Below are 14,490 nucleotides of genomic sequence, written 5' to 3'. Positions count from 1 at the left end.
CCGACCGGCGGCGCGGATTCGCCGCTGCCCGGTCGACCGGTCAGAGCCGGCGCCACCAGGTCTGCTCCACCAGGTCCTGACCGAAGCTGTGGTGCGGGGCCTGTTCGCGCAGCTCGAAGCCGGCCTTCTCGTAGATCCGCCGGGCGTCGGCGAGGACGTCGTTGGTCCAGAGCATGATCTCGCGGTAGCCGGCCCGGCGGGCGAAGCGCAGGCACTCGTCGACCAGCCGACTGCCGATGCCCAGCCCCCGGGCCTCCGGCTCGACCAGCAGCAGGCGCAACTGGGCCACATCGTCGTCCCGGCGGACACAGAAGACGGAGCCCACCGGTGCGCCGTCCAGTTCGGCGATCCAGCCCTCCTCGCGGCGGGGGTCGCGCCGGTCGACGTAGTCGGCGACGATCCGGGCGATCATGGCCTCGCAGGTGATGTCCCAGCCGTACTCCTCGGCGTAGCGGACGCCGTGCCGGTGCACCACCCAGCCGAGGTCGCCGGGGCCGACCGGCCGCAGCAGGTACGCCCGGGGCGGCGGCGCCTCGCCGAGCAGGGAACGGATCGTGCGCATCGCCTCGACCAGCCGTTCCCGATCCGTGTCGGAGAGCCGGGTCAGCAGGCTCTCGATCTCGGTCTGGGTCCGCTCGTTGAGCAGCTTGTACGCGGCGCGCCCGGCGTCGGTCAGCGCGACCACCTGCCGGCGCCCGTCCACCGGCGACTGGCTGCGTTCGACGAGGCCGTCGGTGACGAACCGGGACAGGATGCGGCTCAGGTAGCCGGGGTCCAGTCCCAGTTCGCGGCGGAGTGCCGGCACCTCGGTGGCGGGGCACTGGGCCAGCTCGTAGATGACCCTGCCGTCGGTGAGCGAGAAGGGCGTCCGGACCATCCCCTCGTCGAGCACGCCGATGATCCGGGTGTAGAAGCGGTTGAAGTCGCGTACCGCGTCCGCCTGCACTGCCAGCGGGGAAGTCATATGCCTATTTCAACAAATCCTTTGCCATTGTCAAGGGTTTCCGTTCGGCCTGGCCCGGCAGGCGCGTCGGCCGTTGCCCGATCCGGCCCGGCGGCCGGTCCTCAGGTCTCCGCGCCGCGATAGTTGTAGAGCTCGTCGACGAACCGGCGGCGCAGCGGCGGAAGCCGGCTGGTCACGCTGAAATAGCCGCGCGCGGCCAGCATGGCGAGCCGGCCGATCACCGGCTTGTAGATCGGGTCGTCGCCGTTGGTGCCGTTGGTACGCAGCGAGTCGGCGACCCGGGCGAAGCCGTAGCGGATCATCTCCGTCTCGTAGTCCGCGATGCTGCCGAGCAGCGGCTTGGCGCCGGCCGCCGCCGCGACCAGTTGCCGGTGCAGCAGCGCGGCATCCCGCAACGCGGTGTTGGCGCCGACCCCCCGGCCCGGCGTCATGGTGTGGATGGCGTCGCCGAGCAGGGTCACGTTGCTGGCCGGCCAGGGCGCGACCGGTACCGAGGTGGCGACCTTGATCGGGATGACGCTGCCGGTGTCGCTGCACCGCAGCAGCTCGCGCAGGTTCGGATGCCAGTTCCGGGTCAGCTCCCGGGCGACCTCGGCGAGGCGCTCGCCGCGCAACTCCATCACGTCCGAGGGGAAGCGACTCGCCGCGCTCCAGATGATCAGGTTGATGCAGTCCCGGGTGTTGTCGAAGAGCAGCCCCGGCCACTGCCCGATCAGCCGGGCGTCGGTGACCCCGACCCCGGGCTTGACCGAGCCGCGCTGGTCCCACTTGAACTCCATCACGTGCAGTACGCCCATCACGCCGCCGGCACCGAAGATCAGCGAGATGCCCCGGTGCATCTCCTCGGTGAGCAGGGCACGGGTCCGCTCGGTCAGCGGGATCTTGCTGGCGATGTTGATGCTCCCGGCATCCCTGACCTCGGCGTGCGGCAGGTACTGCCGGCGTACCGCCGAGTGCGTGCCGTCGGCGGCGACCAGCAGGTCCCCGGTGGCCGAGCTGCCGTCGGCGAAGTACGCGGTGACCCGGCCGTCGTCGTGCTGCGCGTAGTGCGTGAACGTCTTGCCGAAGTGCACCACGTCGTCCATGCCGGTCAGCAGCACCTGGCGCAGCGTCATCCGGGAGACCGACTGGTCGATGCTGGTCGGGTCGGCCTCGGGGCGCAGCGCGAAGGAGGCCGTCCGGTGCAGTTGCTCGGTGAGCACGTTGAAGTATCCGGGCGGCCGGGCGCAGGTGGCGAGGAACGTGCTGAACAGTTCCGGCGGCAGGCACTCGCGCAGCGCCCGGCAACCGGTCGGGTTGATCCCGACCCGGTAGCCGAGCAGGCCGTCGCCACGGTCGCGGTACCGCTCGTAGACCGCGACGCTGATGCCGGCCCGCCGGAGGCCGTGCGCCAGGCACATGCCGCCGGTACCGGCACCGATGACGAGCACGTGTATCGGTCGGGCGGGCATCGAACCCCCTAGTTGGGGCTGCCGGCCGGGCTGGCCGGCGGCATCACGACCGTGGCGCCCGGGCCGTCCCAGCGGTAGAAGCACCGGGCCATCGCGTCGCGCGGCGACCGCCAGTTCGGCGAGTACGGCGAGATGTACTGTCCCAGCCGCTGCGTCACGCTGAGGAAGAGCGGATGCCGGTTCGCCTGTTCCAACCGGGACGGCCCGGAGTCGTCGGTCTCCATCAGGTGCAGGCAGAGGTCGTCGAGGTGGTAGAGCGAGCGGTGCCGCACACCGGTGACGGTGTGCAGGTCCGTGTCGTCGGACTCCGCGAAGATCTTGGCGATCTCCTCCTCGGTCCCCGGAACGATCCTGCCCACGATCAGCACGCGATTCATCTCGTCTCCCCACTGGCTGCGACGGCTCGGCTGGCTGCCCGTACCGGATCGGTCCGGACCGGGTCCGGCGGGCGCCCGGACCCGGTGCGGCCGGGACGACCAGCTGGCCGTCCGGTCGGGCCCGATCACCATGCCGACGGTGACGTCACCCGACCGTCACCGGCGGGTGTCGTCACGGTGCTCCTGCGGTGATGCCGCGGTGACGCCCCGCGCCGACGTGGGGCCACCTCGCGACCACAGCGCCACGCCCACAGCGGACGGACCACGCCCGGAGCCGACGGACCACGCCCGCAGCGGACGGACCACGCGCGGGGGCGGAGCGGACAGCGACAGCGACAACGACGGATGCGGTCGACGGCGCCGGCCGGGAAGCGGCGGGGAGACCGATCAGCGCCGCACCGGCATCGCCGGCATCGCCGACCGGCCCGGGTACGTCTCGGCGCGCTTCGCCGGTGGCCGGGCACCCGACAGGCGCGCCCCCGCCGGCCGGGAGATCGGCGCGAGCAGGTCACTGAGCAGGTCGCACATCGTCTCGGACGGCTCCAGTTGCAGCTCGCGGAGCAGCAGGTCGCGGTAGACGTAGAAGGCCTGGAGCGCCTCGTAGGCGTTCCCCTCGTCGAGGTGGATCTCGACGATCAGGCGGTGCGGCGTCTCCCGCAGCGGCTCGGCGCGGACCGCCTCCAGAGCGGCCTGCAACGCCTCGCCGTGCTGCCCGGCGTGCAGGTGACCCCGGGCGATGTCCTCCAGCATGTGCAGCCGGAGCTGGCGCAGCCGCTCCCGTTCCAGCAGGACCCACTCGTCGTACCAGCCGGGGAGCAGGTCGTGCCGTCCGGCACCACGGATCCGCGCCGCCCAGCGCGGATCACCGCCGTCGCGTACCCGTTCGGCGGCCCGGACGAGGTCGTCGATGTCCAGCCGTACCGCCGGGTCGAGGCGTACCGTGTCGCCGGCGGTGAGTACCGGGCAACTGCCCTCCTGGCGCAGCCGCCACAGCGCCGTACGCAGGGAGGACATCGCCCGCTCCTCCGGGGTGTCCGGCCAGAGCAGACCGGCCAGGTGTGCCCGGGTCGCGCCCGGCCGCAACCCGACCAGCGCGATGATCCGTTGCAGTCCACGCGGTACGACCACCGGCGTCCCGTCGTGCAGCAGGCTGAACCCGTCCAGCAGGAACAGGTGGATCGCCCGGTCGGGCTGGCGCCCGGACGGATGGGCGGGTGCTCCGTGCGCCCCGTCGTGTGGCGCGCTCTCCTGAGGAGTCACGGCCCCACCCTCCTGCACCCGGAACCCGTGTCCCGAAGTCCGCTCTGCCCGGACCGCCCCGTCCCAGCTCCCCGGTATGCCGATGCCGCTCCGCACGCCGGCCCGATCGGGCGACCGACACCGCAAAGCGTGACGAAGGTTATCAATCGCCGTTACGCTCGGTCAATCCGCCGGTCGACATTCCGACCTGGCCGTTCGGCCGCCGAGCAACCGCTCTGACCTGCGCATAAGCCCACCCGCTCGATCGCCGGGGCGCCGCTGCCGGGCTGTTCCACCGGCACGCGACCGGGCATTGTGCCGGTACGCCGTCACCGGAGCGTCACCGTGCCGGGGGGCGGTCGTACGCGATCAGGTGACATTCCGTTGACACCCGGTCGGCAGGGTGGTCACCAGCCGTTCGGACGAGGTCGCAGTCGGGGGAGAAGCCGGGGGAGAGGCTCTTTGTCGCGACCGGGTGCCGGTGTCACCCAACCGGAGCGCGGGAACCGCCAGGGAGGCTGCGCCATGGATCGCTCACTGATCGTCGCCAGGGTCGTACCGGCCGCCGAGGGGCAGGTCGCGCAGATCTTCGCGGAGTCGGACCGGACCGACCTGCCCCGGCTGGTGGGCGTACGGCACCGCTCGCTCTACCGGCTGCACGACCTGTACGTGCACCTGATCGAGACCGAGAGCCCGGGCACCGCCGCGGTGGAGAACGCCCGCCGGCACCCCGAGTTCGTCCGGGTCAGCGAGCGGCTCGCCCCGCACATCACGCCGTACCTGGCGAACTGGCGGGTACCGGCGGACGCGATGGCCCGCTGCTTCTACCGCTGGGACGCCCCGACCGAGCCCGCCGGAGTACGGCGATGACCGGGGGTACGCCGGCCGGCACGATTGGGCGCCGCGGCCGGTACGCCGAACTCGACCAGCAGCCCTGGATCCGCTGCCGTTCCTGCCCGGCGCTGCTCTACCGCAAGCGGCTGCGGCGCAACCTCGACGTCTGCCCGGAGTGTGGGGACCACCGCCGGCTGGACGCGCCCGAGCGGATCGCCCAGCTCGTCGACCGGGACACGTTCCGGCCGTTGCCCGGCCCGGCTGTCCAGGTCGACCCGATCGGGTTCGTCGACTCGGTGCCGTACCCGCAGCGGCTCGCCGCCGCCCGCGCGGAGACCGGCCTGGCCGAGGCGGTCCTCTGCGGTACGGCGACGCTCGGCGGGCACGGCCTGGTGCTCGCCGTGATGGACTTCCGGTTCCTCGGCGGCAGCCTGGGCTCGGTCACCGGTGAGCTGATCACCCGGGCCGCCGAGCACGCCCTGGGCAACCGCCTGCCGCTGCTCCTGGTCACCGCCTCCGGTGGTGCCCGGATGCAGGAGGGTGTGCTGGCGCTGATGCAGATGGCGACGATCAGCCAGGCGATCGCCGCGCTGCGCGAGGCGGGGCTGCTGACCGTCAGCCTGGTCACCGATCCCACCTACGGCGGGGTGGCCGCGTCCTTCGCCACCTGCACGGACATCGTGCTCGCCGAGACCGGTTCCCGGCTGGGCTTCGCCGGCCCGCGGGTGATCCGGGAGACCATCCGGCAGACGCTGCCGCCCGACTTCCAGACCACCGACTTCCTGCTCCGGCACGGCCAGGTCGACATGGTGGTGCAGCGGCGGGCGCTGCGGGCCAGGCTGCGCTGGCTGCTCGCCGCCGTCGCGTCGACCCCGGACCGTCCCTCCGGCACGGCGGCCGCGCCGGATCGGGAACGCCCGACCGGAGTCCTGCCGCCACCCGACCCGGACGACCTGGGCGATGCCTGGCGGATCGTCCGGTCCGCCCGGCACGCCGGCCGACCCACCACGCTGGACTACCTGGCCAGCGCCTTCGACGGCTTCGTCGAGCTGCACGGTGACCGGCTCGGCGTCGACTGCGCGGCGGTCGTCGCCGGGCTGGCCCGGCTCGGCGACCACTACGTCGCGGTGGTCGGACACCAGAAGGGGCACCAGCCCCGGGAGCTGCGGGCCCGCAACTTCGGCATGGCCAGCCCGGCCGGCTACCGCAAGGCGATCCGGGTGATGCGGCTCGCCGCCAACCTGGGCCTGCCGGTGGTGACCCTGATCGACACCCCGGGCGCCTATCCGGGGGTCGAGGCGGAGCAGCAGGGTCAGGCCGCCGCGATCGCCGAGAGCATCCTCGCGATGACCGGGCTGCCGACCCCGGTCGTCGCGGTCATCATCGGCGAGGGAGGCAGCGGCGGGGCGCTCGCGCTGGCGGTGGCGGACCGGGTACTCATGCTGCGCAACGCGGTCTACTCGGTGATCAGCCCAGAGGGCTGCGCCGCGATCCTCTGGCACGACCGGGCCGCCGTGCCACGGGCCGCCGACGCGCTCCGGCTCACCGCGCCGGACCTGCTGCGGCTCGGGGTCGCCGACGAGATCGTCGCCGAGCCGCCCGGTGGCGCGCATCGGGACCCCGTCGGGGCGGCCCGGTCGCTGCGTCGGGCGCTGCTGGAGAACCTCGGGCCACTGCTCGACGTACCCGCCGGGGAGCTGGTCCGGCGGCGGCGGCGGCGGTTCCGCAGGTACGGCGGGGCGGCCAGCGTGCTGCGCGCGGAAGCGGGTCCCGAGTGACCGCCGCGACCGTTCCCGGCCAGCCGGGCCCGGCCGGACCGGTACGACCGGAGCCGGCGGAGCCGCCCTCCGGCGAACTCGCCGAGCTGTGCCGGCAGGCGGGGCGGCTGCTGACCGAGACGGCCGGGCCGGTACGCCGGATCCACCTGCGCAGCGGCGAGACCGTGCTGGAGATCGAGTGGCACGGCACGTCCGGTTCGACCGAGCCGGGCGGCCCAGCCGGGCACACTCCGGCCGACCTCGCCACCGCCGCTCCGGCCGACGCCGCCGACCGTGGAAACCGACGCGTCGAGGGCGACGGTGCCGGCCGGCGGACCGTGGTCGCGCCGATGGTCGGCACCTACTACCAGGCCGCCGAGCCCGGTGCCGCCCCGTTCGTCGAGGTCGGCGACAAGGTGGAGCCCGGTCAGGTGGTCTGCATCGTCGAGGCGATGAAGCTGATGAACGAAGTGGTCGCCGACCAGGCCGGCCGGGTCGCCGAGCTACTCGTCCGGGACGGCGAGCCGGTCGAGTTCGGGCAGCCACTGATCGCCCTGCTACCCGCGTGACTTCCAGGACGGTGCGGCGGTGTTCGAGAAGATCCTGATCGCCAATCGTGGCGAGATCGCGCTCCGGATCGCCCGGGCCTGCCGGGAGCTGGGCGTACGTACCGTGGCGGTGTACTCGGTCGCGGACCGGGACTCGGCCGTCGTCCGGCTGGCCGACGAGGCGGTCTGCATCGGGCCGCCGGAGGGCCGGCTGAGCTACCGCAACGCCGCCGCCATCGTCGAGGCGGCCCGCCGGACCGGGGCGCAGGCCGTGCACCCCGGGTACGGGTTCCTCTCCGAGGATGCCGACTTCGCCGAGATCTGCGCCGACAACGGGCTCGTCTTCATCGGACCCCCGCCGGAGGTGATGCTCGCCCTCGGCGACAAGGCGCGGGCCCGGGCGCTGATGCGGGAGGCCGGTCTGCCGCTGCCGGCGGGGAGCCTGGCCACGGTCGGCACGGCGGCGCAGGCGCGCAGGGTCGCCGACGAGATCGGCTACCCGGTGATCGTCAAGTGTGCCGCCGGAGGGGGCGGGCGCGGGATGACCGTGGTCCGGTCGGCCGACGAGTTCGACACGGCGTACGAGCGGACCAGGATCACCGCGCAGGCGGTCTTCGGCGACGACCGGGTCTACGTCGAGCGGTACCTCGTGCACGCCCGGCACGTCGAGGTGCAGGTGCTCTGCGACGGGTACGGCAACGGCGTGCACCTGGGCACCCGGGACTGCTCGGTGCAGCGGCGGCACCAGAAGCTGGTCGAGGAGGGTCCGGCGCCCGCCCTGTCGGCCGGTACTCTCGAGGCGCTCGCCGAGTCCGCGCTGCGCGGCGCGCTGCGGGCCGGCTACACCGGGGCCGGGACCTTCGAGTTCCTGGTCGACGAGGCCGAACGGTTCTCGTTCATCGAGGTCAACTGCCGGATCCAGGTCGAACATCCGGTCACCGAGATGATCACCGGGGTCGACCTGGTGCACGAGCAGTTGCACATCGCCGCCGGGGTACCGCTGCGGCTGCGCCAGCCCGACGTCCGGCTCTCCGGAGTCGCGGTGGAGTGCCGGGTCAACGTGGAGGACCCCGACCGGGGGTTCGCGCCAACCCCCGGTCGGCTGACCAGGTTCGTCCCGCCGAGCGGGCCGTTCACCCGGGTCGACACGCACGGCTATCCCGGCTATCTGGTCGGGCCGTACTACGACTCGCTGCTCGCCAAGGTGGTGGTCTGGGCACCCGACCGGGATCTGGCGCTCGGCCGGATGGAGCGGGCGCTGCACGAGTTCGACGTCGACGGGCCCGGCGTACGCACCACCATCCCGTTCCTGCGCCGGGTGCTCGACGACCCGGGTTTCCGCAAGGGCCGGTACTCGACCGGGCTGGTCGACCGGCTGCTCGGCAGCGCCGACTCGCCGGCCGACCGGGACCAGGCCCGTTGCGCCGCCCCGTCCCGCACCGCCAACCTTCCGAGGAGGACCAGATGAGTGTCAGGCACGAGGAACCGGCGTTGACCGGGCCGACCCAGCGGGAGCCGGTGCCGTCGCCGGTGACGGCGGCGGAGATCACCGCGATCCTGGTCCGGCACTGTGGGCTGGACGCCGACGCGACGGCCGCCGCCCCCGGCGCCTCGCTGGAGGAACTCGGCATGGACTCGCTCGCGCTGCTCGAACTCCAGGCGGTGGTCGCGGACCGCTACCGGGTCCAGCTTCCGGACGAGGCGGGGCGGCTCAGCATCGCGGAGGTGGCCGAGCTGGTGGCTCGGCAGAGCGAGCCGGCAGACGTCCCCGCCGGGACCGGCCGGCCGGGTCACACCGAGAACAGCGTGCTGATCGCCGCCCCGTTGCCGCTGGTGTGGGACCTGACCAACGACGTGGCGGGCTGGACCGGGCTCTTCACGGAGTACCAGTCGGTGGAGATCATCGCGCGCAGCGGCGACACCGTACGGTTCCGGTTGACCATGTATCCGGACGAGAACGGGGTCACCTGGAGCTGGGTCAGCGAGCGTACCGCCGATCCGGTCCGCCGGGAGGTGCACGCGCACCGGGTGGAGACCGGGCCGTTCGAGTACATGCGGATCCACTGGCGTTACGCCGAGGCGCCGGGCGGTACCCGGATGACCTGGACCCAGGACTTCGAGATGCGTCCGACGGCACCGGTGAGCACCGCGCAGATGACCGACCGGATCAACGCGAACAGCCGGATCCAGTTGGACATCATCCGGGACCGGATCGAGCGGATCGCCGCCGAGCTGGAGGCGGCCGCGCCGGCACCGGCCGGGGTCGGCGATGAGTGAGCCGGGCCGCCGCCTGGTGGCCGCCCGCGACATCGCCCCGGACCGCCGTCGGGGTGGCGAGATCCGGGTACTCCTCGGCCCCCGCACCGTGGGCAGCGGATCGGGTTTCCTGGGGGTGGCGAACCTCGGCCCCGGTGAGCGGATCGCCGAGCACTACCACCCGTACAGCGAGGAGTTCCTCTACGTCGCCCGGGGGGCGATCGTGGTGGACCTGGACGACGAGCCGGTGCCGGTCGGCACCGGGGAGGCGTTGTACGTGGCGGTGAACGTCCGGCACCGGCTGCGCAACGTGGCCGACGAGCCGGCCGAGGTGGTCTTCCAGCTCGGACCGCTGGCCCCGCGCCCGGAACTCGGGCACGTCGACACCGAACCGGCGGCGGACACCGAACCGGCGGCGGGCACCGAGCCGGCGGCCGGTCGAACCGGAACCGGCGTACCCGTGACGCGGCGGGATGGCGCGGACCGGGCGGCGGCGGGCGCGGTCGCCGGTGGGCCGGAGGCCGGGCCGTGACCGGGCGCCGTGCCGTGGTGACCGGGATCGGAGTGGTCGCGCCCGGCGGGGCGACCCGGGACGAGTTCTGGGCGACCATCACCGCCGGCCGCACGGCGACCCGACGGATCAGCTTCTTCGACCCGTCGCCGTTCCGCTCGCAGGTGGCCGCCGAGTGCGACTTCGACCCGGTGCGCGCCGGACTCGGCGTCGTCGAGCGGCAGCGCGCCGACCGGTACGTCCAGTTCGCGCTCGCCGCGTCGATCGAGGCGCTGGCGGACAGCGGACTGGAGCTGACCGACGCGACGCGGGAGCGCACCGGAGTGGTGCTCGGCTCGGCGGTGGGCGGCACCATGCTGCTGGAACGGGAGTACGTGCAGGTCAGCGACTCCGGTGCGGACTGGTTGGTGGATCCGAACCGGGCCGGTCCGTTTCTCTACCAGGCGCTGATGCCGAGCAGTCTCGCCGCCGACGTCGCCTGCCGGCACGGCGTGCACGGTCCGGCCCAGGTGATCTCCACCGGCTGCACCTCCGGGATCGACGCGATCGGCTACGGCCAGCAGCTCATCTCCGACGACGAGGCGGACGTGGTGCTGGCCGGCGCCTCGGACAGTCCGATCTCGCCGGTCACGGTCGCCTCGTTCGACGCGATCAAGGCGACCACCCCGGACAACGACGATCCGGCGCACGCCTCGCGGCCGTTCGACCGGGACCGGCACGGGTTCGTCCTCGCCGAGGGTGCCGCGGTGCTGGTCCTGGAGGAGGCGGAGCACGCCCGGCGGCGCGGGGCGCGGGTCTACTGCGAGGCGGCCGGTTACGCCAACCGGAGCAACGGCTACCACATGACCGGGCTGCGTCCGGACGGTGTCGAGATGGCGCTGGCCATCGACGACGCGATGGCGCAGGCCCGGTGCGACCCGGCCGACGTGTCGTACGTCAGCGCGCACGGCTCGGGTACCCGGCAGAACGACCGGCACGAGACGGCGGCCTTCAAGCGGGCGCTCGGTCCGGCGGCGTACGGGGTGCCGATCAGCTCGATCAAGTCGATGGTCGGGCACTCGCTCGGGGCGATCGGCGCGATCGAGATGGCGGCCTGCGCGCTGGCCATCGAGCACGGGGTGGTGCCGCCGACGGCCAACTGGGCCAACCGGGACGACGAGTGCGACCTCGACTACATCCCGAACACCGCCCGGGAGTTGCCGGTGCGGGTCGCCCTCTCCGTCGGCAGCGGCTTCGGCGGCTTCCAGTCGGCGATGGTCTTCACCCGGTTCGACGGGCCGGAGCGGTGACCGGGCGGGCGGGCGGAGACGGGTCGCGGCCTCGGGCCGTGATCACCGGGATCGGTGTGGTGGCACCGAGCGGGATCGGCGCGGACGCGCACTGGAAGTGCGTACTGGCCGGGCAGAACCGGATCGCCCCGATCACCCTCTTCGACCCGGAGCGCTATCCCAGCCGGCTCGCCGGCGAGGTGGCCGACTTCGACGCGCTGCACTACGCCGACAGCCGGCAGTTGGTGCAGACCGACCGCTGGACGCACCTCGGCTTCGCGGCGGCCCGGCTCGCGCTCGCCGACGCCGGGCTGCCGGAGACGGCCGACGATCCCTACGGGTACGCGGTGACCCTGGCCAGCTCCTCCGGCGGCAACCTGTTCGGGCAGCGGGAACTGCAACGGCTCTGGCGTGGTCCGGCGCGTACCGTCGGGGCGTACCAGTCGATCGCCTGGTTCTACGCGGCGAGCGTCGGCCAGCTCTCGATCCGGCACCAGTTCAAGGGCCCGTGCGGGGTACTGGCCGCCGAGTCCGCCGGTGGGCTGGACAGCCTCGCCCACGCGGTACGGATGGTCCGGCGCGGTACGCCCGTGGTGCTGGCCGGCGGCACCGAGTGCCCGCTGAGCCCGTACGCGCTGACCTGCCAACTCCGGGGTGGACTGCTGAGCACCTGTCCGGAGCCGACGTTGGCGTACCGGCCGTTCGACGTGGCGGCCAGCGGTTACGTGCCGGGGGAGGGCGGGGCGGTCTTCGTGGTGGAGGATCTGGACCACGCCCGGGCCCGGGGGGTGCGCGGCTATGCCGAGGTCGCCGGCTGGGGCGCCAGCCACGACGCCCGGCACACCGACCGGCGCGCGGCCGGGGACCCGGTGCAGTACGCCCGGGCGATGCGGCTCGCCCTCGACCGGGCCGGCGTGCGGCCGGCGGAGGTCGACGTGTTCTTCCCGGACGCGCTCGGCGTCGCCCGGTACGACCGCAGCGAGGCCGAGGCGCTGTGGGCGGTCTTCGGGACGCGGCCGCCGCCGGTGACCACCCAGAAGCCGCTGATCGGCCGGGCGCACCAGGGCGGGGCGGCGCTGGACGTGGCAACCGCGCTGCTCAGCCTCCGGCACGGGGTGCTTCCGCCGACGGCCGGGCTGGACCGGCCGGCGCCCGGCTGTGAGCTGGACTTCGTCCGGGAGTCCGGGCCCCGGCGGGTGGACGTGGCGCTGGTCGGGGCGCGCGGGTTCGACGGTTTCAACAGCGCCGTGGTGGTCCGGCGCGGCCCGGCGTAGGCCGGTTGCAGAGCGGAGAGGACGACGGGCGATGTCGAAGGCCAGGGTGCTGTTCCTGATCCGGGTGCCGCGTGAGCGCACCGAGGACTTCCTGAAGGCGTACGAGCAGATTCGTTACCAGGTCGCCGAGGGCGTGCCGGGGCATCTGGTGGACCAGGTCTGCGAGGCGTCGAGCGATTCCGAGCAGTGGCTGATCACGAGTGAGTGGGCGTCACTGGCCGACTTCGAGGCGTGGGAGCGCAGCCCGGGGCACCGTGAACTGGCGGCGCCGCTGCGCGCCTGCATCACCGAGGCCAGGTCGATCCGGTTCGTGGTCCGGGAGGAGACCTCGGTCCGCCGATCCTGAGGCCGGCCCCTCGTGCGGGCCGGGCGGGACGCCTTCGACCGGGTCGGCCGGACGCCTTCGATCGGGTCGGGCCGGACGCCTTCGATCCGGCCGGACCGGACGGCCTTCCAGATTGATGGAGCTGGATGTAAGTTGAATCCATTCATCTGGGAGCGCCCGGTGGCGCCCGGCGCGAGGGAGAAGCCATGCCCGCCCCGTCCTCCCGTCGGGCCGCGTTGGCGGCGTCACTCGTCGTCGGGGTCGTCGCGGCGCTGGTCCCGCCGTCCCCGGCGGTCGCGGCGGCTCCGGGGGTGACCCGGCTCGGCGACACCCAGCTCGATCCCGCCGCGCTCTACTTCGTCTCCTACGACGGCCTGGTCAACAACAACTCGTACGGCGACGGCATCGTCAGCCACGCCGGCTACCAGTACGCGGCCTGGTACACCTCGACCCGCAACGCGGTGCTCGCCCGCCGGCAACTGCCGTCCGGGGCGTGGCAGACCCTGCAACTGTCGCACCGGTTGAGCACCAACGACTCGCACAACTCCATCGCGCTCGGCATCTCGCCCGGCGACGGCCGGCTGCACGTCGCGATGGACACCCACGACAGCGAGATCTACTACCTCAAGTCCGAGGCCGGGCTGGTCTCCGCGCCGGGCTCGCGGAGTTGGGAGGCCGGCCGCTTCGGCGCGGTGCAGCGCAGCCTGGACGGGGTCGGGCTGGGCGCCATGACGTACCCGCAGTTCCGGGTCGCGCCCGGCAACCGGCTCCAGTTCAGCTACCGGACCGGACGCTCCGGCAACGGCACCAACGAACTCGCCGAGTACGACGGCTCCACCTGGCGCCGGCTCGGTCGCTGGCAGTCGGCGACCGGCTCGTACAGCGCGAACGGCGCCACCAGCACCACCCGGAACATGTACCTGCACGGCCTGACCTACGGCCCCGGCGGCCGGCTGCACGCCGCCTTCACCTGGCGGGAGGGGAACTCCGCGGTCACCTGCAACAGCGGCGGCCTGACCAACCACGACACCGGCTACCTCTACAGCGACGACCAGGGCCGGACCTGGCGCAACAACGCCGGTGCGGTGGTCGGCACCACCAACTCGGGCAATCTGGTGTCGATCTCCAGCCCCGGGCTGGTGGTCGACCCGTTGCCGCCGAACCACGGGCTGATCAACCAGGAGAGCCAGGACGTCGACTCGACCGGCAACCCGCACGTGGTGATCAGCTACGTACCCGGCCGGTTCACCTCCTGCGTCACGTCGTACGCCTCGGCGCGCCGGGCCAACGGCCGCGCCTTCCACCTCTTCCGCAACTCCTCCGGAGTCTGGCGCAAGATCGAGATCCCGGTGCCGTTGAACGCGACCGGCCGGTCCCAGATCGTGCTCGACGCGGCCGACAACGCCTACGTGGTGCTGCCGTACGGCCGGATCGTCACCGCCAGCCGGGCCAGCGGCTACACCGACTGGACCGTACGCTTCGACGGCGCCGGGCTGAACGCCTTCGGTGAGGTGATCGTGGACCGGACCCGGGTGGAGAGCGACGGGGTGCTCTCCATCCTCTACCAGCGCTCCTCCAGCGGCACGACGCCCTCGCCGATCCGGGTGGTCGACTTCCGGCTCGGCTGACACCTCGTCCGGCAGGCACCGGGCCGACCGCACGCCGCCCCGTGCGGACGGTCCGCTC

The 14,490-nt window shown here is 73.0% G+C and carries 13 protein-coding genes and 1 pseudogene; 10 read left to right on the top strand and 4 right to left on the bottom strand.

Annotation, left to right across the window (positions count from 1 at the left end; genetic code table 11):
* Positions 1-40 precede the first annotated feature (40 nt).
* From C6W10_RS03360 to C6W10_RS03345, 4 genes are all read right to left on the bottom strand, one after another.
* Complete coding sequence (locus C6W10_RS03360; protein WP_107256423.1) at positions 41-964, bottom strand: helix-turn-helix domain-containing GNAT family N-acetyltransferase; 924 nt, start codon at positions 962-964, stop codon at positions 41-43.
* Positions 965-1,065: 101 nt separating this feature from the next.
* Positions 1,066-2,415: an NAD(P)/FAD-dependent oxidoreductase gene (locus C6W10_RS03355; protein WP_107256422.1), complete on the bottom strand. Its 1,350-nt coding sequence runs from the start codon at positions 2,413-2,415 to the stop codon at positions 1,066-1,068.
* Positions 2,416-2,423: 8 nt separating this feature from the next.
* Positions 2,424-2,792 carry a TcmI family type II polyketide cyclase gene (locus C6W10_RS03350; protein WP_107263620.1) on the bottom strand — a complete coding sequence of 123 codons (369 nt, stop codon included), beginning with the start codon at positions 2,790-2,792 and terminating at the stop codon, positions 2,424-2,426.
* A gap of 387 nt (positions 2,793-3,179) precedes the next feature.
* Positions 3,180-4,052, bottom strand: a complete 873-nt coding sequence (locus C6W10_RS03345; protein ID WP_107263619.1) for a BTAD domain-containing putative transcriptional regulator — start codon at positions 4,050-4,052, stop codon at positions 3,180-3,182.
* A gap of 504 nt (positions 4,053-4,556) precedes the next feature.
* Here C6W10_RS03345 and C6W10_RS03340 point away from each other — a divergent pair.
* The 10 genes and pseudogenes from C6W10_RS03340 to C6W10_RS03295 all read left to right on the top strand — a co-directional run bounded on the left by C6W10_RS03340 (position 4,557) and on the right by C6W10_RS03295 (position 14,432).
* The gene (locus C6W10_RS03340; protein ID WP_107256420.1) at positions 4,557-4,901 is read left to right on the top strand and encodes a TcmI family type II polyketide cyclase; all 345 of its coding nucleotides are present in this window, start codon (positions 4,557-4,559) and stop codon (positions 4,899-4,901) included.
* A complete protein-coding gene (gene accA, locus C6W10_RS03335) occupies positions 4,898-6,643 on the top strand; it encodes an acetyl-CoA carboxylase carboxyl transferase subunit alpha (RefSeq protein ID WP_107256418.1) in 1,746 nt (581 codons plus the stop codon). Before C6W10_RS03340 ends, accA begins: the two co-directional genes overlap by 4 nt.
* On the top strand, positions 6,640-7,191 hold the full coding sequence (gene accB / locus C6W10_RS03330; protein ID WP_107256417.1) for an acetyl-CoA carboxylase biotin carboxyl carrier protein: 552 nt from the start codon (positions 6,640-6,642) through the stop codon (positions 7,189-7,191). The genes accA and accB overlap by 4 nt, the downstream gene beginning before the upstream one ends.
* A gap of 19 nt (positions 7,192-7,210) precedes the next feature.
* Complete coding sequence (locus C6W10_RS03325) at positions 7,211-8,638, top strand: acetyl/propionyl/methylcrotonyl-CoA carboxylase subunit alpha (protein WP_107256415.1); 1,428 nt, start codon at positions 7,211-7,213, stop codon at positions 8,636-8,638.
* Positions 8,635-9,447: an SRPBCC family protein gene (locus C6W10_RS03320; protein WP_107256413.1), complete on the top strand. Its 813-nt coding sequence runs from the start codon at positions 8,635-8,637 to the stop codon at positions 9,445-9,447. Before C6W10_RS03325 ends, C6W10_RS03320 begins: the two co-directional genes overlap by 4 nt.
* Positions 9,440-9,817: pseudogene (locus tag C6W10_RS03315) on the top strand (cupin domain-containing protein); the annotation flags it as partial. The gene C6W10_RS03320 and the pseudogene C6W10_RS03315, both read left to right, overlap by 8 nt.
* A gap of 137 nt (positions 9,818-9,954) precedes the next feature.
* Positions 9,955-11,226 (top strand): beta-ketoacyl synthase, encoded by a 1,272-nt coding sequence (locus C6W10_RS03310; protein WP_107256409.1) that lies wholly within the window; start codon positions 9,955-9,957, stop codon positions 11,224-11,226.
* Positions 11,223-12,479, top strand: a complete 1,257-nt coding sequence (locus C6W10_RS03305; protein ID WP_107256407.1) for a beta-ketoacyl synthase N-terminal-like domain-containing protein — start codon at positions 11,223-11,225, stop codon at positions 12,477-12,479. Before C6W10_RS03310 ends, C6W10_RS03305 begins: the two co-directional genes overlap by 4 nt.
* Before the next feature lie 31 nt (positions 12,480-12,510).
* Complete coding sequence (locus tag C6W10_RS03300; protein ID WP_107256405.1) at positions 12,511-12,825, top strand: antibiotic biosynthesis monooxygenase; 315 nt, start codon at positions 12,511-12,513, stop codon at positions 12,823-12,825.
* A 185-nt stretch (positions 12,826-13,010) separates the two neighbouring features.
* Positions 13,011-14,432, top strand: coding sequence for a BNR repeat-containing protein (locus C6W10_RS03295; RefSeq protein WP_107256403.1), 1,422 nt, complete (start codon positions 13,011-13,013; stop codon positions 14,430-14,432).
* Positions 14,433-14,490 lie beyond the last annotated feature (58 nt).

It is taken from the genome of Plantactinospora sp. BB1, assembly GCF_003030385.1.
GTDB lineage: Bacteria > Actinomycetota > Actinomycetes > Mycobacteriales > Micromonosporaceae > Plantactinospora.
This window is presented reverse-complemented; position numbering and strand designations above follow the sequence as displayed.

What these genes read in the sequence shown, in the direction of transcription:
- C6W10_RS03360 (WP_107256423.1), bottom strand. Translation starts at nt 964, where the DNA reads ATGACTTCCCCGCTGGCAGTGCAGGCGGACGCGGTACGCGACTTCAAC.
- C6W10_RS03355 (WP_107256422.1), bottom strand. Translation starts at nt 2,415, where the DNA reads ATGCCCGCCCGACCGATACACGTGCTCGTCATCGGTGCCGGTACCGGC.
- C6W10_RS03350 (WP_107263620.1), bottom strand. Translation starts at nt 2,792, where the DNA reads ATGAATCGCGTGCTGATCGTGGGCAGGATCGTTCCGGGGACCGAGGAG.
- C6W10_RS03340 (WP_107256420.1), top strand. Translation starts at nt 4,557, where the DNA reads ATGGATCGCTCACTGATCGTCGCCAGGGTCGTACCGGCCGCCGAGGGG.
- accA (WP_107256418.1), top strand. Translation starts at nt 4,898, where the DNA reads ATGACCGGGGGTACGCCGGCCGGCACGATTGGGCGCCGCGGCCGGTAC.
- C6W10_RS03320 (WP_107256413.1), top strand. Translation starts at nt 8,635, where the DNA reads ATGAGTGTCAGGCACGAGGAACCGGCGTTGACCGGGCCGACCCAGCGG.
- C6W10_RS03300 (WP_107256405.1), top strand. Translation starts at nt 12,511, where the DNA reads ATGTCGAAGGCCAGGGTGCTGTTCCTGATCCGGGTGCCGCGTGAGCGC.
- C6W10_RS03295 (WP_107256403.1), top strand. Translation starts at nt 13,011, where the DNA reads ATGCCCGCCCCGTCCTCCCGTCGGGCCGCGTTGGCGGCGTCACTCGTC.